Origin of the sequence: Billgrantia endophytica (assembly GCF_002879615.1) — a bacterium.
GTDB lineage: Bacteria > Pseudomonadota > Gammaproteobacteria > Pseudomonadales > Halomonadaceae > Halomonas > Halomonas endophytica.
Genome location: NZ_PNRF01000041.1, coordinates 103,669 through 123,029, shown reverse-complemented (window position 1 = coordinate 123,029; position 19,361 = coordinate 103,669). Strand labels below are relative to the sequence as shown.

16 protein-coding genes are annotated in these 19,361 nt (G+C 61.4%); 3 read left to right on the top strand and 13 right to left on the bottom strand.

Annotated features, from left to right (window positions below; translation table 11 throughout):
- Positions 1–212 precede the first annotated feature (212 nt).
- Positions 213–1,592 carry a glutamine synthetase family protein gene (locus C1H69_RS19880; protein ID WP_102655119.1) on the bottom strand — a complete coding sequence of 460 codons (1,380 nt, stop codon included), beginning with the start codon at positions 1,590–1,592 and terminating at the stop codon, positions 213–215.
- A gap of 251 nt (positions 1,593–1,843) precedes the next feature.
- Between C1H69_RS19880 and C1H69_RS19875 the strand changes: the two genes are divergently transcribed.
- Positions 1,844–2,644, top strand: coding sequence for a TraX family protein (locus C1H69_RS19875; protein ID WP_102655118.1), 801 nt, complete (start codon positions 1,844–1,846; stop codon positions 2,642–2,644).
- Positions 2,645–2,703: 59 nt separating this feature from the next.
- On the opposite strand, the gene C1H69_RS19870 is transcribed toward C1H69_RS19875, so the two are convergent.
- Genes C1H69_RS19870 through C1H69_RS19860 form a run of 3 tightly spaced genes read right to left on the bottom strand, consistent with a single transcriptional unit; the run spans position 2,704 to position 7,127 of the window.
- Positions 2,704–3,084, bottom strand: coding sequence for a cytochrome b5 domain-containing protein (locus tag C1H69_RS19870; RefSeq protein ID WP_102655117.1), 381 nt, complete (start codon positions 3,082–3,084; stop codon positions 2,704–2,706).
- Positions 3,081–4,379 (bottom strand): ferredoxin reductase family protein, encoded by a 1,299-nt coding sequence (locus C1H69_RS19865; protein WP_240610022.1) that lies wholly within the window; start codon positions 4,377–4,379, stop codon positions 3,081–3,083. Before C1H69_RS19865 ends, C1H69_RS19870 begins: the two co-directional genes overlap by 4 nt.
- Before the next feature lie 15 nt (positions 4,380–4,394).
- Entirely contained in the window at positions 4,395–7,127 is a 2,733-nt protein-coding gene (locus C1H69_RS19860) for an HAD-IC family P-type ATPase (RefSeq protein ID WP_102655116.1), read from the bottom strand.
- A gap of 279 nt (positions 7,128–7,406) precedes the next feature.
- Here C1H69_RS19860 and C1H69_RS19855 point away from each other — a divergent pair, with 279 nt between their 5' ends.
- The gene (locus tag C1H69_RS19855) at positions 7,407–9,431 is read left to right on the top strand and encodes a PhoX family protein (protein WP_102655115.1); all 2,025 of its coding nucleotides are present in this window, start codon (positions 7,407–7,409) and stop codon (positions 9,429–9,431) included.
- A gap of 291 nt (positions 9,432–9,722) precedes the next feature.
- Here C1H69_RS19855 and C1H69_RS19850 read toward each other — a convergent pair whose 3' ends face one another.
- The 7 genes from C1H69_RS19850 to C1H69_RS19820 all read right to left on the bottom strand — a co-directional run bounded on the left by C1H69_RS19850 (position 9,723) and on the right by C1H69_RS19820 (position 16,483).
- A complete protein-coding gene (locus C1H69_RS19850) occupies positions 9,723–10,322 on the bottom strand; it encodes a malonic semialdehyde reductase (RefSeq protein WP_205738562.1) in 600 nt (199 codons plus the stop codon).
- Positions 10,323–10,341: 19 nt separating this feature from the next.
- Positions 10,342–11,670 carry a TRAP transporter large permease gene (locus C1H69_RS19845; protein ID WP_102655114.1) on the bottom strand — a complete coding sequence of 443 codons (1,329 nt, stop codon included), beginning with the start codon at positions 11,668–11,670 and terminating at the stop codon, positions 10,342–10,344.
- Complete coding sequence (locus C1H69_RS19840) at positions 11,667–12,248, bottom strand: TRAP transporter small permease subunit (protein ID WP_102655113.1); 582 nt, start codon at positions 12,246–12,248, stop codon at positions 11,667–11,669. Before C1H69_RS19840 ends, C1H69_RS19845 begins: the two co-directional genes overlap by 4 nt.
- Before the next feature lie 54 nt (positions 12,249–12,302).
- Positions 12,303–13,427, bottom strand: a complete 1,125-nt coding sequence (locus C1H69_RS19835) for a C4-dicarboxylate TRAP transporter substrate-binding protein (protein WP_102655112.1) — start codon at positions 13,425–13,427, stop codon at positions 12,303–12,305.
- Between the two features lie 50 nt (positions 13,428–13,477).
- Positions 13,478–14,419, bottom strand: coding sequence for a dioxygenase family protein (locus C1H69_RS19830; RefSeq protein ID WP_102655111.1), 942 nt, complete (start codon positions 14,417–14,419; stop codon positions 13,478–13,480).
- A gap of 103 nt (positions 14,420–14,522) precedes the next feature.
- Positions 14,523–15,662: a CaiB/BaiF CoA transferase family protein gene (locus C1H69_RS19825; protein ID WP_102655110.1), complete on the bottom strand. Its 1,140-nt coding sequence runs from the start codon at positions 15,660–15,662 to the stop codon at positions 14,523–14,525.
- A 20-nt stretch (positions 15,663–15,682) separates the two neighbouring features.
- Positions 15,683–16,483, bottom strand: coding sequence for a citryl-CoA lyase (locus C1H69_RS19820; RefSeq protein ID WP_102655109.1), 801 nt, complete (start codon positions 16,481–16,483; stop codon positions 15,683–15,685).
- 171 nt (positions 16,484–16,654) lie between these two features.
- On the opposite strand from C1H69_RS19820, the gene C1H69_RS19815 reads away from it, so the two are divergent.
- Positions 16,655–17,590, top strand: a complete 936-nt coding sequence (locus tag C1H69_RS19815; RefSeq protein WP_102655108.1) for a LysR substrate-binding domain-containing protein — start codon at positions 16,655–16,657, stop codon at positions 17,588–17,590.
- A gap of 36 nt (positions 17,591–17,626) precedes the next feature.
- Here C1H69_RS19815 and C1H69_RS19810 read toward each other — a convergent pair whose 3' ends face one another.
- Together C1H69_RS19810 and purE are read right to left on the bottom strand one after the other, a co-directional pair.
- Positions 17,627–18,739 carry a 5-(carboxyamino)imidazole ribonucleotide synthase gene (locus tag C1H69_RS19810; protein WP_102655107.1) on the bottom strand — a complete coding sequence of 371 codons (1,113 nt, stop codon included), beginning with the start codon at positions 18,737–18,739 and terminating at the stop codon, positions 17,627–17,629.
- 44 nt (positions 18,740–18,783) lie between these two features.
- Positions 18,784–19,293, bottom strand: a complete 510-nt coding sequence (purE, locus tag C1H69_RS19805; RefSeq protein WP_102655130.1) for a 5-(carboxyamino)imidazole ribonucleotide mutase — start codon at positions 19,291–19,293, stop codon at positions 18,784–18,786.
- Positions 19,294–19,361 lie beyond the last annotated feature (68 nt).

Genomic DNA, 19,361 nt, shown 5'->3' with positions numbered 1-19,361 from the left:
GGGCGCTGTGAACCCCTCCCTGGACGCTACTTCTTCCTTCCCTGGAAGAAGACCCCCGCTTAGGCCTGCCCCCGGCGCCGCGAGGTTCATCGCTCGCGGCTATCTCGGCGACAGGCCACTGCGGGGGCACTGTGAATCCCTCCCTGGACGCTACTTCTTCCTTCCCTGGAAGAAGACCCCCGCTCATGCCTGCCCCCGGCGCCGCTTGGTGCTCAAATAATCTCGAAGTAGCGATCCAACTCCCAATCCGTGATATGGCGGCGGAACTGGCGCTCCTCCCACTCACGCGTGGCGGCGAAGTGTTCGACGAAATCGTCGCCGAACAGCGCACGGGCGGGCAGCGATGCCTTCAGGCGCTGGGCGGCCTCCCAAAGGGTTTGTGGCAGCGCCTGATGCTCGGGGTGATCGAGTTCATAGGCATTGCCCTTGATCTCTTCGTCAGGCTCGAGTTTCCGCTCGATGCCGTACAGCCCGGCACCGATCGCCGCCGCCAACGCCAGGTAGGGGTTGGCATCGGCACTGCCCAGGCGATACTCGACCCGCTGCGACTTTTCGCTGCCGGGAATGACACGCAGCGCCGTGGTGCGGTTCTCCACCCCCCAGGTAGCGTCGGTGGGTGCCCAGAAGCCGGGGATCAGGCGGGTATAGCTATTGACGGTGGGCGCGAACATGGCCAGGAATTCCGGCATCAGTTGCTGCTGGCCCGCCACGAAGTGGCGCTGGATATCGCTCATCTGGTGAGGCTTGTCGGCATCGAAGAACGCCGACACCCCGCTGTCCGCATGCTGCAGCGACAGGTGGATATGACCGCTCTGGCCAGGATAGTCCGGTGACCACTTGGCCATGAAGGTCGCCATCAATCCACGGCGCTGGGCCCACACCTTGGTGAACGTCTTGAACAACGCCGCCTTGTCGCCGGCTGCCAACGCCTCGTCGACACCAATCGCCGCTTCCAGCACACCGGGGCCGGTCTCTGTATGCAGCCCTTCGATGGGAAAGTCCATCGACTCGGCCAGCTCCAGCAGTTCGTGATAGAGCTCGCTGTGCACCGAACTCCTTAGCATCGAGTAGCCCATCATGTCGGGGGTCAGCGGCTTCAGGTTGCGAAAGCCCTTCTCGCGGATCGTCTCCGGGGTCTCCTGGAACAGGAAGAACTCATATTCCAGCGCCCCATGCGCGATGAAACCCATGTCACGTGCCTTGCCCAGCACGCGCCTGAGAAGTCCCCGCGGGCAGACCCCTTCCGCAGGGCCGGAGAACTCGGCGAGAAACAGCAGCATGTCGTGCTCGGAAGGCACGTCGCGGCAGCTCTCCGGCACGATCGTCAGGGCGGCATCGGGGTACCCGGTATGCCAGCCGGTGTACTTGACGTTGTCATACAGCTCATCCTTGCTGTCCCAGCCCAGCACCACGTCGCAGAAGGCAAACCCTTCCTTCAGGGCGTGGAAGAACTTGTCCCGACGCATGTACTTGCCGACCATCACGCCGTCGATATCGAACAAACCGACCTTGACGTGGCTCAGGCCTCGCTCCTCGACGATGCGCCGGGCATCCTCGGCGCTGTTGATCTCTCTTGCCTGCAGTCGACTCATGCCAGCTTCCTTGAAAGCCCAGTGGTAACCGCCCGCTCCTTGCCATTCGGCATGGCAGGCACCAGTCCGCCCTTGACCCGGTGACCCCAGCATCAGAGTATCCGGTCAGGATGGTCAGGCACAGCCTGGTCGGGAGACCCTATGGCGCACCTGATGTCCAGATACGATACCCTGAACGCTACCGACCAAAGCCGGATAACGTGAACGCTGACAATTCACCACGACCCCATCGCTACAATTCGGAGGTAACGATGAGCGCACCAGGCACCGCCGTGCCCGTCATCTCTCGCCCCGCCTCGACCTGGACCGGTTGGGGCCAGTGGCTGGCGCTTGCCACCATGTCCATCGACCATCTGACCCGCTACGTGCTGCCCGGCAGTTGGGAACTGGGCTGGGCCGGTTCCTCCATCGGCCGCATCGCCTTCCCGTTGTTCGCCGCCATGGTCGCCTGGCACGGCCTGTTCAATACACGCAATCCACTGCGCTATTCCTGGCGCATCCTGGTGATCGGCCTTGCCGCACAGATACCTTACATGATGATGCCCAGGGCATCCGACACCTTCGTCCTCAACGTCTGCTTCACGCTGGCGGCGGGCCTGGCCTGGGGCGCATGGCTGCGCGAATCGTTCGAGCGCCAGCGCCGCGGCGAGCTGGCGCCACACTGGCTGGCCCTTGGGGGAGTGGCATCACTGGTGGCCTGGTACCTGCTCGGCGACTGGGTGGAATACAGTCACAACGGCCTGTTGCTGATCCCCCTGTTCATGCTCGCCATGTACCATTTGAATCGCGCTGGCGATAGCTTGCCCGAACGGCTGATCGCGGTGGCCGCCGCCGTGCCATTGCTGGTCGTGGCCGGACAGATGAACGCCTCCGACATGGCCAAGTCGTTCACCGTGGCCACTTGCCTGGTCGTCCTGCTGCTGGCCGCGGGCGCCGCCCGTGCCGTGCCGCAAGTGGCATTCGTCATGCCACGCCGACTTTGGCTTGGCTGGTACCCGGGGCATTTCGCGCTGATCGCACTGTGGCTATGGCTGGTCGGCGGCCTCGGCTGAGCATGGCGGCCCCGATACGATGCCCTCAGGGCCACTCATAGACGCCCCGGTTGAGGCCGTCACGGACCACCCGCTTCGCTTTCCCCGGCCAGCACGCCGATACGATAGGCCTCGAGCAGAGACTCGGCCCTCGGGCTATGGGGCACGCCGGGACGCTTGTTGTCCCAGCCGTAGGTGGACTCCCGACCGCACCACTCGACGATCACCTCCTCGGAAGTCGGATGGTCGGGAATGTAGTCGGTGAGGTCGTAGACCTGGCCATGGATGGCCTTCCAGCAGCTCTCGGCATGATCGTGCTCGGCCAGTTCCGCCAAGGTGATCTCGCGCAGGCCGTCACGTCCCGTGGCGTACTCCTCATCGGCAGTCAGCGTATACACGGCAAGCAGGGTCAGCACGCTGCTGAGAAAGGCGATGAAGGCAGTGTAGGCGATGCGGTTCATAAAAAATCGAAGACCTCGCAGTGAATGCGCGCTGCGGGAACCCCCTGAGCGCCGAGCAGGCGGCGTAGATGATCGACCATGCCTGGCGGGCCGCAGATATAGACCTCGCGCTCGACGAAGTCCGGACAATGGGCGTGCAGGAAGGCCACATTCATCGGCCCTTCCCGGCGAAAGAAGTGCGCGGTGACGGCAATGCGCTGATTGTCCAGGGCGATTTGCTTCAGCTCATCGAGGTAATAGGCACGCTCCCCATCGTTGGCCAGATAGAACAGCTGCACCCTGCCATCGGTCGCATCGTGCCCGGCGATGTCCCGGGCACCGCCGACGAAGGGCGTGATGCCGATGCCACCGCCCAGCCATAGCGCATCGCGTTCGGGGAAGCGGCGCCGAAAGAAGTCCCCATAGGGGCCCTCGATCATGACACGACTGCCGATCGCCACCGACTGCAGCGCATGGCTGGCGTCGCCGAGGTCCTTGATCCCCGCCCTCAACAGCGGATCGCCCGGTGCCGACGAAATGGTGTAGGGGTGCTCCTCGCCACGACCGGCCGAGAGCGTCTCATCCAGCGGCGTCAGGTAGACGAACTGCCCCGCCTCGTACGTCATCTCGCGTTGCTCGGGCCGCAGCCCGAGCTCCACCACGCCACGCGCCAGCGGCGTCACACTCTCGACCCGGTAGGGCCGCCGCGCGGCCCAAGGCGACACCAGCTTGCGCCAGACGATGGCGCCCAGTCCCGCCGCGCCCAGCAACCACCACGCCCCGGTTTCGCCCGCCAACGGGATGACGTGCAAGAGCGCCAGCACCAGTGCCGCCGCCGACAGCAGATGCAGGCGCTTCCAGCGCTGATAATGCAGCCGGCCGAAGAAGTCGAAGGTCGGCGCCAGGAACACCACCATCGCCAGCCAGGCAAGCCAACCCAGCCACAGGGCGGTGTGGGACAGCGGCGGGAACAGCGTCGCCACCGCGGCCTGTAGCGAAACGGGCAACACCGCGAAGGCCAGCGCCAGGACGTGCAGCATGATGAGTATGAAGGCACCGAAGCCCAACCGGCGGTGTATTCGCCACAGCCGATCCAGGCCGCCGAACCAGCGATCCACGCCCGGAATGCGAATGCTGATCGCCGCGGTCACCAGCATCATGGACAGGCCCAGGATACCGGCAACACGTCCCGACCAGCCCAGCCAGGCGCCCAGCGTGTCGCCGGGCCAGCCCAGACGCGGCAAGGCGATCAGCAATGGCAGCAGTATGGCGATGATCAACAAGCCATCGCCGAGCCGTGTCGTTCTACCCAACATGTCGCTTCCCACCTGTTACCACTCACTGCCCCATATCAAGCGCCGCAGCAACTTCTCGAGCTCGAGCACCAGGAAGAATGCCACCCCGACTCCCATGATCACCAAACCATCGGTGAACGAGAGCGAGCGGCTATCGAACAGCGTGTGCATGAAGGGCGCATAGGTGAACAGGAATTGCACCACCGTGACCAGGCCGACGCCGATCAGCACCGCCGGCGTACCCAGGGCCCCTCGCCAGGTGAGCGAGGTCATATGCTGGTAACGCACGCTGAAGAGATAGAATATCTGCAGCACCACCAGCATGTTGACGACGAAGGTGCGCGATATCTCGAGTGAGTCGTAACGCATCCCGGACCAGGCGAAGACACCGAAGGCAGAGATCGTGAACAGTACCGACACGAAACCGACCCGCCAGGCCAGGAAACCGGTCAGCAACGGCTCGTCGGGGCGCCGGGGGGCACGTTTCATCACACCAGGCTCGCTGGGCTCGAAGGCCAGCGTCAGCCCCAGCGCCACCGCTGTCACCATGTTGACCCAGAGAATCTGCACCGGGGTGATCGGCAGGGTCACGCCGAGCAGGATGGCCGCGATGATGGCCAGGGCCTGTCCACCATTGGTGGGCAGCGTCCAGGCAATGGTCTTGCGCAGGTTGTCGTAGACCGTGCGTCCTTCGCGCACCGCCGTGGCGATCGACGAGAAGTTGTCGTCGGTGAGTACCATTCGCGAGGCTTCCTTGGCCGCCTCGGTCCCCTTGCGCCCCATGGCGACGCCGACATCGGCACGCTTCAGCGCCGGTGCATCGTTGACGCCGTCGCCGGTCATGACGATGACGTCGCCCTCGGCCTGCAGGGCGTCGACCAGGCGCAGCTTGTGCTCGGGGCTGGTGCGGGCGAAGACATCGGCTTCCCTGACCTTGGCGCGCAGGGTCTCGTCGTCGAGCAGGTCCAGCTCGGCACCGGTCATCGCCGCATCGGGATGAGTGAGGTTCAACTGCGCGGCGATGGCGCGCGCGGTGGCAATGTGGTCGCCGGTGATCATCTTGACGCGGATGCCGGCGGCCTGGCAGTCGCGTACCGCGGCAATGGCCTCCTCACGCGGCGGATCGATGAGGCTGACCAGGCCGAGCAGCACGAAACCGTCCTGCATATCGTCGAACGTCAGATCCTGCCGATGGGCGACGACGGGCTTGCGAGCCAACGCCAGCACCCGCTCGCCGCGCGACGCCAGGTCGTCGACGCGGGCAAGCCATACGTCGGCCGCCAGGTCGACGTCGCCCTCCTCTCCCGCTTCGCTGGCGCACATGGCGATGACGCGCTCCGGGGCCCCCTTCACACAGATGAAGGCGTCGCCCTGGTGGCTGTGATGCAGCGTCGCCATGAAACGATGATCGGCATCGAAGGGGATCTCGTCGGTACGCGGCAAGCGTTTGTTCAGAGTGCTGCGCTCGACGCCGGCCTTCAGGGCCAGCGCCACCAGCGCGCCCTCCATCGGATCGCCTTCCACGATCCAGTCGTCGCCGAGCTGATTCAGGGCGGCATCGTTGCACAGCAGCCCGGTTTCGATCAGCCGTGCCAGTACAGCCGTTTCGCCGATGTCGAGGTCGACACCGTCGCGCGAGAAGCCGCCACGCGGGGCATAGCCGACGCCTTCGACCTCGACCAGGTCACCGCCGACCTGAACATGACGCACCGTCATCTCGTTGCGCGTCAGCGTCCCGGTCTTGTCGGAACAGATCACCGATACGGCACCCAGCGTCTCGATGGCCGGCAGGTGCCTTACGATCGCATGACGCGATGCCATGCGCTGTACGCCGATGGCCAACGTGATGGTGAGCACGGCGGGCAGCCCTTCGGGAATGGCGGCGACCGCGATGCCGATCGCCGCCATGAACATCTCGCTGAGCCCATAGTCGCGCACCAGGCCGCCGAACAGGAATACCGCCGCGCTGACCACCAGGATCACTACCGTCAGGTACTTGGCGAAACGGTCCATCTGGCGCAGCAGCGGCGTCGTCAGGGTGCCGATACCACTGAGCATGGTACTGATGCGACCGAGTTCGGTCTTGGATCCGGTGGCGACGACCACGCCGATGCCTTGGCCGGCGGCCACCAGCGTACCCGAGAACGCCATGGAACGGCGGTCGCCGAGCGAGGCCTCGTCCTCCACCGGCTCCGACGTCTTGTCCACGGCCAGCGATTCGCCGGTCAGCAACGCCTCGTCGACACGCAGGCCACGGGCCTTGAGCAGTCGCAGATCGGCGGGCACCCGATCGCCCGGCTCGAGCAGTACGATATCGCCCGGCACCACGTCGGCACTGTCGATACTGGTGCGATGCGCGTTGCGCATCACGTTGGCTCGCGGCATCAGCATGTCACGGATGGCATCGAGCGCGTTCTCCGCCCGCCCCTCCTGAACCACCCCGACCACACCATTGATGACGACCACGACCATGATGACCGCCGCATCGATCAGATGGCCGAGCCCCACGGTGATCGCCGCGGCCCCGATCAGCACGAAGATCAGCAGGTTGTTGAGCTGGGCGAAGAAGCGTGCGATCAGGCCACGACGCTGGGCTTGGGGCAGGGCGTTGGGGCCATATTGCCGCAGCCGCTCGGCCACGGCTGCATCGTCCAGGCCACTGGCCGTGGTGCCGAGGTGTTCGAGCACGTCACTGGCAGCCATGGTATGAAATGCAGGAGCGTCGCGACTTTCCTGCCCCTCTCGCAACGTCCGTTCCTGAACACTCATGCCACGATGCCCTCCTCTGGGTCCATTATCCTATGATGACGATCTCCGTCACTTGCCCTCGCCCGGGCACCTCGGGACCAAACGACCAAATCCCCATTGTTGCCCAATGACATACAGGTTCAACCGCTGCGGCGAGATGTCACAAGGAAATTGATCTGTATCAATAAACCCCCTTCTGTCGGGCCACCATATGCCAACGCTTCGACACGGTCACGTCATGCCACTGCAACACCTCTCATCGAGCATGGGTCTCCCGTAGTCTTGATGAGAGGCAGGATAATGAAACGGCCCCAACAGATCGGCACTACCGACCCGGTGCTCGCAGCCGGCGACGAGCCCCTCAGCAACCCGTCCCGCAACGCCTATTTCGGCGATATCCTCCAGGCCCGTCTGAGCCGCCGTGGCGTGCTGCGCGGAACCCTGGCCACGGCCATCGCCGGTGCCATGGCAACCACATTTCCCCTGGGCACGGCCTTCGCCGGCCGATCCACCAATGCGACGTCCCCCAGCCTGGGGTTCACCGCCGTACCCATCGGCAACGCCGACAACGTGGTCGTACCCGAGGGCTATCGCGTGCAGACGCTGATTCCCTGGGGCACGCCGATCAATGGCGACATCCCTGAATTCGCCTATGACAACAGCGGCGCCGAGCAGGCCCAGCAGATCGGCAGCCACCACGACGGCATGCACTTCTTCCCCATCGAGGGCAGCTCGACGGATGGCCTGCTGGTGCTCAACCATGAATACGTCGAACCGCGCTACCTGCACGCCGCGGCGGCCGGACTGGCATTGAACCGGGATCAGTTCCTCCAGAACGACGACGGCTCACGCGACGCCGACCAGGTACTCAAGGAACTCAACGCCCATGGTGTCAGCATCGTGCGCATCCGTCAGGACGACAGCGGTCAATGGCAGGTCGTGCGCGACGCGTTCAACCGTCGCGTGACCGGCCTCACGCCCATGCACCTCGCCGGTCCGATAGCCGGCACGGCGCATGTCCAGACGAAATACAGCCCGGACGGCAGCATGGTACGCGGCACGCTCAATAACTGCGCGCATGGCGTCACGCCCTGGAACACCTATCTCGCCGCCGAGGAAAACTGGGCCGGCTACTTCGCCAACGCGGATACCGAGATCGACCGCCGCCAGACCCGTTACGGCATCGCCTCCCGCAGCGAGGGGCGCTACCAGTGGCACCGCGCCGACAGCAGCGCCGACGAATTCGTGCGTTTCGACGCCAGCAGCCATGGTGCCTCGGCCCATGACGACTACCGCAACGAGCCTCATGCCTTCGGTTACATGGTCGAGATCGACCCCTTCGACCCGGACGCCGTACCGATCAAGCATACCCACCTGGGGCGCTTCGCCCACGAGGGCGTGGTTTTCGCTCCCGCCGTCGAAGGCCAACCGGTGGTCTGCTATTCCGGTGACGACGCGCGCTTCGAGTACATCTACAAGTTCGTCTCCCGTCGACCTTACCATGCCGCGACGGCAGACGGCTCGCTGCTCGACGACGGTACCCTGTACGTTGCCCGGTTCCACGAGGATGGCAGCGGTGAATGGCTGGCGCTGGCTCCGGGAGAAAATGGCTTGACCCCAGAAAACGGTTTCGAGGATCTCGCCGACATCCTGGTCAATACCCGCAGCGCCGCCGACCATGTGGGCGCGACGAAGATGGATCGCCCGGAATGGGGTGCCGTCGACCCGGTGACCGGTCAGGTCTACTTCACCCTGACCAACAACACCAGCCGCGAGGCTGGCCAGGAGGACGCCGCCAATCCGCGCGCCGACAACAGCTTCGGCCATATCATTCGTTGGCGGGAAGACACGGCCCATGCCGCCGAGCGTTTCGAGTGGGATCTCTTCGTCTTGGCCGGGGACCGGAGCGACAGCCGTGACCTGTCGGGAGACACGCTGGGTGAGGAAGCCATCTTCGCCAGCCCCGACGGCCTGTGGATCGATCCGGATCGCCGCGTGTGGATCCAGAGCGACATCGGCGAGTCGGACATGAACCGGGGGATCTACGAAGTGTTCGGCAACAACCAGATGCTGGCTGCCGACCCGGACAGCGGTGAGATTCGCCGCTTCCTGACCGGCCCTATCGGCCAGGAAATCACCGGCGTGATCACCACCCCCGATCAGCGCACCATGTTCGTCAACGTCCAGCACCCCGGCGCGACCACCAGCGAGGAAGGTTTCGCCGCGGGCCGCCATCTCAGCCATTGGCCGGATGGCGGCGACGCCCTGCCACGCTCGGCGACCCTGGTCATCACCCGCGAGGATGGCGGCATCATCGGCGCCTGAGACAAGGCCGGCGTATCATGCAACGCCCTGTGAACGACGCGGCCCCGCCGAGGCGGGGCCGCTTGGCGAATGCAATCCACCTCTGACTCGCTTCTCGTTAGAAATGCCACTCCAGATTGAAGGAAAGTGCGTCGGTATCCACGCCTGGGTACTCAGGTCGAAACCGGTAGTCAGTGCAATATCACCAACGGACCCGAAGCCCAGTGGCTCGTCGAATACTTTGCCGTATTGCAACTAGTGACGATAGACCAGACCGTATAACGCGCAGTGGAGACGGGACGCCAAATTACGCTAAAGTAGAGTGCATGCCTGCTCGAAAGTCAGCCGAACATTACGGGACCGCAGCCTTTCCTCGTCGCCATATCCTATATTGCATAAAAAGTTGCTACGGTAACTGGGGTAGGTCTCGGAAAAGAAGAGACTATCCACTAGATCATTATCGAAGCCCGACAAGGGCCCGACATCCAGGCCAAGGGCTCGCGCAGCCAGAATGAAATACCCTCCCTGAAGGCTGCTATTGCGAAATGCCGTCTCCTCGCGATATGGTTCATTTCCCACAAACCATGTCTTGGCGTCGACATGAGGATAGAGGACCGGAAGATGATCGTGAAAGCGTCGGTCATAAGCCAGAATGGCAGTCACTGGAGACCCTTCTACTTTGCATCGATTTCCCTCATTCAAAGCCGGCATCAACCTCCCCTTGGCCTCCTGTGTGCGTAGAAACAAAATTCTCAGAGGACTACTGTTGACACTGGTCGGCGCCAACTTCACCAATTCATAAATCTCGCGCAGGACAGCATCGTCCACTGGCATATTACGCCAACAGGAATAGGTTCTCGCCTCGTGAAACAATTGATTCAGCGCCGCCTTACTCAATATATTGGACATCATGTCACTCACTCTCCATTTGTCAATATCGATAGGCAAGATAGGTAGAAAGTACGGGGAACAGCACTAGAATCAGCAGCACTGCCAACATACAAAAGAAGAACGGCGCCACCCCCTTGAATATCTCCATGACCGGTACTGTCTTGTCGTTAAGAGCCGCCTTCACCGTGTAAACTGAAATACCAAATGGTGGAGTGATCAGCCCTATTTCCACCGCGACCACGGTAATTACTCCGAACCAGATCATATCCATCCCGAAAAACTGGGCAATAGGCAGTACGATCGGCAACACGATCAGCATGATCGATACGGGATCGATGATGCAGCCCATTAGAATAATTACCAGCAGATAGAGAGCCAGGAAGTGATAAGCAGTCAGATCCATGGCAGTGACCCACTGGGCAATGGTCATCGGAAAACCAGTCAGCGCCAGCATGCGGCTATACAGCGAGGCCGCCAGAATCAAGAATAGGATCGAGACAGCCACGTGGCCGGTTTCGCCCAACACTTGATAAAGCTTGGCAGGACTCAGCCGGCGCTTCATCAGTGCCAGCAACAGCGCACCAAAGGCTCCCACCCCCCCTGCCTCGGTCGGGGTAAAGAACCCTGAATAGAGTCCTCCCAACACCAGTGTCATCAGCCCTAGAATCGGGACTAGCTTGAGGAATAGAGACAGTGGGGTCTCCTCCACCTCGGCGGACTCCTCCTGAGCCAGTGTCGACTTGTCCTGCATGATGAAGCGTGGATGTAGATACGGCAGCAGCAAAATGACCACACAGAAGATTACCGCCAGCAGGATGCCGGGAATGATGCCGGCAATGAACATGCGTCCTACTGACTGCTCAGCCAATACGCCATAAACGATCATCAGCAGCGACGGGGGAATCAGCATTCCCAGCACCGAGCTGCCGGCCACCACACCGACCGCGAACTTGGGGGTATAGCCATGTCGGCGCATTTCCGGCACCGCCACCTTGGTGAACACGGCAGCCGAAGCCACACTGATGCCGGTAATCGAAGCAAATATGGCATTGGCACCGACCGTGGCCACACCAAGCCCGCCACGGATCTTGCGCGTCAGCCACTGGAAGACGTCGAAGGTGTCGCGGCCGACGCCGGAGATCACCACCAGCATGCCCATCAGTACGAACAACGGAACCACGCCATACAGATAGCTGCTGAGTGAGTCATTGGCTGCTGCGGCCACCATACGTGTCGCCAGTTCGGGACTGCGCAGCGTCGAGATGGCGATGAACGAGGCCAGCATCAGGGCGATGCTGATATGCATGCCAAAGTAGATCAACGCCAGCATCAGGATAACCGCCACCACTCCCACTTCGATGCCGGTCATGGGGTTTCCTCCCCGTCCTCGGGCGAGCCGCCCTTGATAGCCCATACCAAGGATCGACCGCCATATAGCAGGTACTGCACCACGGTGATCAGCGCACAGGCGATCACTACCAGACGGATTGGCCATACCGGAAACGTGAAAACCCCCTCCACGCCCATAAACTGATGGCGCTCCCAGGCGCGCAGAAAGGTCGGCAGAGTCCCCTGGTAGACCACCATGAGCATGTATGCTCCGGCGAAGAAGAACAGCGACTGCAGGCCGTGCCCTAGTCGTGGGCGGCGCTCGGTGAAGCCTTGGATGAAAATGTCCGCCTGCGCCATGCGTCCATGACGCAGGGTGCTGGGCAGTTGCAGAAAGACGATTATCACGATCGAGGCTGCCACCATCTCTGCCACGCCAGCGATCGGCTGGTTGAACAGGTTTCGCGACAGCACATCGACCACGATCATGGCCATGATGGAAAAGATCAACAGCGACCCTACGGCACTCAAGCCGTCCACTAGATAACCGAACAGGCTATTGTGTTGCCCATGGCCTAGCCGACGCCCTAGCAAAAGGGTCTTGAAGGAAAACGTCATTGCTTATGACTCCTCAGGACCGGCCAGTCGATGCTGGCTGGGCCATTGCTAGACTCAGTTCTGGTCCCAGCTCAGTTCCGGCTCATGGCCCCGTTCACGCATAGCGTCCATATAGGTGCTGAGGAGTTCACGCGCTGGCAGGCCACGTCCTTCATTGCGCTCAACCCACTGCTGAGCGAGGTCTGGCATGCTATCGATCCACTGCTGGCGTTGCTCGTCGGATAGTGCATTCACCTGTACTGGAGTGCTCTGCTCGGCCCCCAGCTCCACCATCCGTTCAATCGAACTTCCATAGCGTTCGGCCATGTCACGGCCATGAGCCCGGGTATACGTCTGCCCTGCTTCGATGAGTGCATCCTGTACCGGTTCCGGCAAGCTATCCCAAGCGAACTGATTGATCGCCAGCCCCCCCGAGAACACCACTCCGAGATTGACTTGAGTGATATAGGGCGACACTTCATAGATGCGAGCCGAGAGATTACCCGTGGCCAGCCCGACCACTCCTTGCGAAACGCCGGTCTGAATATCGGTGTAATAGCTGGCTAGAGTGCCATCCACGGGCGCCGAGCCCACTGGCTCCAGCCACACTCCCAAGACACCCGGGGCGGAAATGCGTGCGCCTTTGAGATCATCCAGGCTCTCCACCGGGAAATTGGTGTAAATATCATAGGTATCTGACGCAGTGGCCCCTAGGAACACCACATCGTGCTCTTCCCATTCAGCCCGGAGTTCCGGCACCGAGCGCACCAGTTCGTTCATCACATCGAGCATCAGTTCAGGGTCACTGGTGGTGAACGGGGTATAGGCGCTGATCTGGGAAAGCGGCATTCGCGACGGCTCCATGTAGCTGAATACCCAGCCAATGTCGGCGATACCATCCTGGATCGAGGTGAGCGTGGCATTAGTGCCATAGAGCTGGCCTGCATAGGCTTCCGTCCATTTCACCTCATACTCACCTTCCTCCGCCAGAATCTCATTGACCTTGGGAATGAACACGTCGGGAATCATGCCCACCCAAGGGATGGTGGTCGGATGACTGGAGCCGATCGTCAGGTCGATGGTCTGCACTGCCGAGGCCGTGCCAGGCATCAGAGTGGCCGATAGCAACAGCGTGCCGAGGGCAGTGACAGGGAGAAAAGCGGTATGAACGGTGCGGGCCTTGCGTTGAAAGGTTGTCATGATATGGCGTCTCTTTTTTATGGAGGTTGTTGTTATCGTGAACTGTGAACTCAAGAATCGATGGGCGACTCCGGCAGACGTGATACGCCTGGAGAAAGGTCGAAATCAACGTCAAGGGTGCAGTAGCGCCCTCTCACATCGGGATCAGGAGCCTGTCCATCGTCATGCATGGGGAAGTCCATGGCGAGGTCGGCACTGGTCACGCCGAACACGCAATCCGACTCGATGAATAGATCGTCCTTGGGGAATATCTGGGTCACCAGAGTCTGATGATCCTTGGCCGATACCGCGAAATGTAGATGTGCCGCACGGAAGGGATGGCGATTCTGCGCCCGGAGCATGTCGCCCACGATGCCATGTGTCGGTATCGGATAGCTGGCCGGTCGAATGGTGCGGAAGTGATAGCGTCCCTGCCCATCGGTACGGAACTTGCCGCGCAGATTCATAGGTGGCTGGGAGTCATCCTGGTTCTCGTAGAGCCCTTCGGGAGAAGCGTGCCATACCTCCACTAGCGCCCCCGGCAGCGTCATGCCATCACGGCTCTTTACCATGCCTGAAACGAACAACGGAATATCGCCTTCCTTAGGCGTATCCCGCGAGATGTTGGTACCCAACGTATACTCCGGGTCCTTGCGGCTATAGAAAGGCCCCAGTAGCGCCGGTGATATCTGATCCACGGTACGCGCCTGGTTGAGGATCATCACCAGGGTGGAGAAACCCAGCGCATCGGACATCACCATGGTCTCGTTATGCCGATCCCTGGTCAGGTGGCCCAGACGAGTCACCGCATTGATTGCGGCCATGAATTCCTCATCGTTCAATTTCACATCGCACCCGAAAGCGTGCAGATGCCGCACCAACGATATGAGGATCTCGCGTAGTCGCTCGTCCTTGGTGTGACTCATCGCCTTGAGTACGATCTCGGTGATGTCGTCGGGAGTCTTAGGGATGCCGTGCGGGACAATGTCATCTTTATTAGGTAGTTCGAACATGACTCTCGCTCCTCAACAGGCCTGGGCACGAACTGCAGCAGGCCAAATATTATTGATTGTTCATATTCCGCATCATGTCAGGTCGTGGCCATCAGTCGTACCATCACGAATCACGTCGTAACGCCTTGACGATCTCCTCGTGATGCTCATCCAGCAACGGAGGTGCCACGACCTCTAGCGGCCTGACGCCATCGTAAGATACCGGCGAACGAATCGTTCGAAAGGTGCCACCACCAGGGTGCTCAGTACTCACCTCCAACTGCAGATGCTTGACCTGCGAGTCGGTCAGCACCTCATCGACGTCATACATCGGCGCATGGGGAACATCCTGTACTGCGAGACGCTCGCACCATGCATCGCGCTCGTACATCAGGAAGACCTGTTTGAGCACACCGATCATCTCTTCCTGATTGTCGATACGTCCTTCCCGGGTGGAGAAGCGTGGATCCTGCAACAGCTCCGGATGATCCATCGCGTTCGCCAGGCCTTGCCAGAATTTCTCTGGTGACGACATGTGCAGCGCTACCCATTTCCCATCGGCGCACTCCATGACGTAGGACTGAGATACTTGAGGGCGACTGTATGGACCCATCACCTCGTTTTCCGACAGGTAGTGAGTAAAGGCATCGAGATTGAAGTGACACATCGCCTCGAGCATGGAGACATCCACTCGCCGCCCCTTTCCGGTGCGGGATCGCTCGAACAGCGCACCCAGAATGCCGTAGGCAGCATAGAAACCCGACAGTGCATCTGCCATGGCCGGCCCCACCACGCGAGGGTTCTCGGGATTGATCAACAGCTTCAGAAAACCACTGGCAGCCTGGGCGACGGTGTCGTAGCTTGGTCGGTCGGCATGAGGTCCATCATTGCCGAAGCCGCTGATAGCGCAATAAATCAGACTTGGATTGAGTTCACGCAACCGCGCCTCCCCCGCCCCCAGCCGCTCGGCGGTGCCCGGGCGAAAATTCTGAATGTATATGTCAGCCCCACGGATCAACGCATCGAAGGTTTCCAGATCCCTTGCTTCCTTGGTATTAAGAGCAATGCTGCGCTTGTTGCGGTTGTAGGTCTGGTAGTGGGGGCTATACAGGCCTCCCTTGAAGGCTCGGAAAGGATCGCCCTTGCCGGGCATTTCGACCTTGATGACATTGGCTCCCAGGTCGGCCAGCAGCATGCCGGCAGCGGGCCCGGTGATGAAGGTGCCCTGTTCAATGACGGTGACACCCTCGAGTACCTTGATCATGGCTCTCTCCTTCGCACTGCTTAACTTTTGAAACCCGCTGGCACCACACCGGTATACTCCAGCTGCTGCGTAGCCTGGTAAGACAGCGCGAAACCGCAGGGCCGCTCCGACTCCTCGAGCAGGTGTGCGATCAGGCCCGCTGCGCGCGCCAATATCGGCACCCCACGCAGCGCCTTGATGGGAAAATCGACCCCCAGTAGTACGGCAGGAATGGCCGCAGACACATTGAGCTTGAGCGGCTTGCCTATCACCTCGAAAATCGCCGCCTCCACGGCCTCGGCGATCTCCACATAACGCATGTCGGCACCCGCCTCGCGGGCTACCGCGAACAGCGCCTCAACGCGTGGATCGCGTTCCTTGTGCAGGGGATGACCGTAGCCAGGGATTGACTGACGGGAAGCATGCAACTCCCCAACCACCCGCACGACCACCTCGTCGAGCGGCACTCCGTCATCGACCTGTCGAGCAATGCCATCGAACAGCTTGCCAGCCGTTTCCGATGCGCCCAGGATCACCGAACCGCAGCCCAGAATGCCTGCGGCTACCGCGCCCTGTAGCGCATCCGGCGCCGCGGCATACGTCATGCGACTGGCCTGTACGCTAGGCACGAAGCCATGTTCGGCAATGGCCACTAATGTGGCGTCAACCACGCACCGACGCGTCGCGTCCGCCGGCTTGCCGGTTAGCAGGAACAGGAAGTAGTCGGTAAATGAGGTCTGCCCAATCAGGTCCTGACAAAGGTTCTTGCCACGTACCACGATAGTGTGAGCATCCGAGGTACTAATGGCGGTTTTTGGTGTTGTTTCACGCCCGATTTTCATGCTGTTACTCCACAGTGGGTAAAAAGCGAGACGGGGCGAAAATAAAAGTGCCGTGCTCGCAAAGTGCGTAGCACTGACCATAGAGCTCGTTAACAATGCTTGAAAATGATAAATTCACATGATTACAATCGATGCCATCGATTGATCGTGGCACCAGCGGAGTCCCATCTCATGGAACTACGGCATCTGAGGTATTTTCTGGCGGTGGCCGAAACGCTCAACTTCACCCGTGCGGCAGACAAAGTGCATGTCACCCAATCCACTCTGTCGCATCAGATTCGCCAGTTGGAAGAAGAGTTGGGGCAAGAACTGTTCGCCCGGGTGGGAAAACGGGTAGTGACTACCGAAGCGGGGCAGACATTCTATGAACAAGTGGTGCCGATCCTGCGCAAGATCGACCAAGCGGTGGGGTCACTCAAGGAGGTGCCTCACGACCTGCGTGGCGAGTTACGTATCGCCGCCACCCACAGCTTCAATGTACAGCTGATTCCTTTATGCCTATCGGTATTCATCCAGCGGTTCCCGCTGATCAAGGTAGTGGTGGAAGAACTGTCCGGCGACCGGATTAGTGAAGAGTTGATTAACGGCAACCTGGATCTCGGCATTTCCTATCGCCCCTCTGTCCCACGCGGTCTACGCTTCGAGCCGCTTTACAACGAAGAACTCAAGCTGATCACGGCCAATGACCATCCACTGGCCGACCGCAAACGGGTGCGCATGGTAGAGCTCAATGGTCTACGCATGACCCTGCTGACAACCCTCTTCTCCACACGTCAGATGCTGGACGAATGCTTTGCCGCTGCGGGTGCCAGACCACAAATCGTCGCCGAGCTCAACGCCATCTCGCCAATGATCGAGCTGGTCCGGCGCACCGATTTGTGCAGTATCGTAGCCGACAACGCGCTCAAGGATGAGCCCAGTGTGCGCATCATTCCGCTGGAAAACCCCACCCCGGTACGCACTCCGGGGCTGCTATGGGCACAACAGGCCGACCGACCTGCCGCCAGCCGCTTCATGGCGGAAACGATTCGCCAATTGGTGATGCAAGGCCAAGCGGGTGCCGACAAGACATCCCGCAAGCATTCCCCCGGCATATCAAGCACCTAAACCAATGGCAGAGCCGAGCTGTGGGGCCAGGCCGCGTTACTCGAAACTGAAACGCGGTGCCGGCGCCCCGGGCAGCAAGGCCACACAAGTACGCACCTTGTCGAGCAACTCGGCGTGAGTGGGCGCCAGCAGGTTGACGTGCCCCAGCTTGCGCCCGAGCCGCTCGCTCTTGTCGTAGCGATGCAGGTGGGCGTCCGCTATCGCCAGAATAGCCGCAGGATCGCCCTCGCGGCCGATCACGTTGATCATGCAGGTCGGCATTCGCGCACGAGTATCGCCCAGCGGTAGTCCCTGGATCGCGCGCAGATGATTCTCGAACTGACTTGTCACCGCCCCATCCATGCTCCAGTGGCCGGAGTTGTGCACACGGGGCGCCATCTCGTTGGCCAGCAGGCTGCCATCGCGGGCCTGGAACAGTTCGAGGGTCAGCACGCCAACATAGTCGAGTTCGTCAAGCAGCGCACGGATATAGCCATCGGCGGTCAGCTGCACACTGTCGTCCAGGTCCGGCATCGGGGCGATGGAGTAACGCAGGATACCGTCCACATGGACGTTCTCCGCCATGGGGTAGAACACCACCTCCCCATCGCGGCCACGCACGGCAATGATCGACACCTCGCGCACGAAGTCGATGAAGGATTCGACGATCAGTCGCGGATGTCCGATGCTGCGCCACGCTTCCTGGGCTTCGCTCGGGTCACGCAATACCGCCTGGCCCTTGCCGTCATAGCCCTCGGTGACCGACTTGGCGACCACCGGGCAACCCAGCTCATGCGCGGCGGCCTCAAGTTCGGCGGCGCTCTCCACCAGGCGATAGGCCGGCGTCGGAATGCCCAGGCGGTCGAACAGCGCCTTCTCCCCGGCACGGTTCTGGCAAACACGGATTGCCTCGCTGGAGGGATAGACCGGCTTGACCTCCTCGATCGCGCTTACCAGTTCGACCGGCAGGTGCTCGAATTCATAGGTGACCAGGTCCACCTTGGCCAGGAAAGCGTCGAGATGACGGCGGTCGGTGTCGATCAGGACCTCGCCGATGCCCGCACTGGGATGACCGGTCGTATCGAGAAAGGTAAAGCGGTTGGCCAGCGGATAGCCCGCCAATGCCAGCATGCGGCCCAGTTGGCCGGCACCCAATACACCGATGTTCATGGCGCTCTCCTCATTCTCTCTCTCGGGCCTCAGTCGTCTCGCCATCAGGGCTGGGGGCGGGGGTCGGGATGATCGAGCACCGCCCGGGTCTGCTCGGCGCGGAACGCTTCCACCGCCGCACGCACCCCGGCATCGTGCAAGGCAACGATCTGCGCCGCCAGCAGGCCGGCGTTGGTAGCCCCGGCCTTGCCGATGGCCAGGGTCCCCACGGCGATGCCGCCAGGCATCTGCACGATGGAAAGCAGCGAGTCCAGTCCCTTGAGTGCCTTGGACTCCACCGGCACGCCGAGGACAGGCAGACTGGTTTGGGATGCCACCATGCCCGGCAGGTGGGCGGCACCACCGGCTCCGCCAATGATCACCTGCAGGCCACGTTCGGCCGCGCCCTTGGCGTAGTCGAACAGTAGATCCGGCGTCCGGTGGGCCGACACCACACGGGTTTCGTAGGGCACACCCAACCGCTCCAGCATCGCCACGGCGTGCTCCATTACCGGCCAGTCGGACTTCGAGCCCATGATCACGCCAACGCGTGGTGATTCCTCTAACGGTTGCATGGTTCCCCCGATCATCAACGGCTCTTCATCAGTATGCCCGGACAGGACCCGAGCCCACCTGAAAACCG

Excerpts from the sequence above, each read along its gene's own strand:
- C1H69_RS19880 (WP_102655119.1), bottom strand. The coding sequence starts at position 1,592 with ATGAGTCGACTGCAGGCAAGAGAGATCAACAGCGCCGAGGATGCCCGG.
- C1H69_RS19875 (WP_102655118.1), top strand. The coding sequence starts at position 1,844 with ATGAGCGCACCAGGCACCGCCGTGCCCGTCATCTCTCGCCCCGCCTCG.
- C1H69_RS19870 (WP_102655117.1), bottom strand. The coding sequence starts at position 3,084 with ATGAACCGCATCGCCTACACTGCCTTCATCGCCTTTCTCAGCAGCGTG.
- C1H69_RS19865 (WP_240610022.1), bottom strand. The coding sequence starts at position 4,379 with ATGTTGGGTAGAACGACACGGCTCGGCGATGGCTTGTTGATCATCGCC.
- C1H69_RS19860 (WP_102655116.1), bottom strand. The coding sequence starts at position 7,127 with ATGAGTGTTCAGGAACGGACGTTGCGAGAGGGGCAGGAAAGTCGCGAC.
- C1H69_RS19855 (WP_102655115.1), top strand. The coding sequence starts at position 7,407 with ATGAAACGGCCCCAACAGATCGGCACTACCGACCCGGTGCTCGCAGCC.
- C1H69_RS19850 (WP_205738562.1), bottom strand. The coding sequence starts at position 10,322 with ATGATGTCCAATATATTGAGTAAGGCGGCGCTGAATCAATTGTTTCAC.
- C1H69_RS19845 (WP_102655114.1), bottom strand. The coding sequence starts at position 11,670 with ATGACCGGCATCGAAGTGGGAGTGGTGGCGGTTATCCTGATGCTGGCG.
- C1H69_RS19840 (WP_102655113.1), bottom strand. The coding sequence starts at position 12,248 with ATGACGTTTTCCTTCAAGACCCTTTTGCTAGGGCGTCGGCTAGGCCAT.
- C1H69_RS19835 (WP_102655112.1), bottom strand. The coding sequence starts at position 13,427 with ATGACAACCTTTCAACGCAAGGCCCGCACCGTTCATACCGCTTTTCTC.
- C1H69_RS19830 (WP_102655111.1), bottom strand. The coding sequence starts at position 14,419 with ATGTTCGAACTACCTAATAAAGATGACATTGTCCCGCACGGCATCCCT.
- C1H69_RS19825 (WP_102655110.1), bottom strand. The coding sequence starts at position 15,662 with ATGATCAAGGTACTCGAGGGTGTCACCGTCATTGAACAGGGCACCTTC.
- C1H69_RS19820 (WP_102655109.1), bottom strand. The coding sequence starts at position 16,483 with ATGAAAATCGGGCGTGAAACAACACCAAAAACCGCCATTAGTACCTCG.
- C1H69_RS19815 (WP_102655108.1), top strand. The coding sequence starts at position 16,655 with ATGGAACTACGGCATCTGAGGTATTTTCTGGCGGTGGCCGAAACGCTC.
- C1H69_RS19810 (WP_102655107.1), bottom strand. The coding sequence starts at position 18,739 with ATGAACATCGGTGTATTGGGTGCCGGCCAACTGGGCCGCATGCTGGCA.
- purE (WP_102655130.1), bottom strand. The coding sequence starts at position 19,293 with ATGCAACCGTTAGAGGAATCACCACGCGTTGGCGTGATCATGGGCTCG.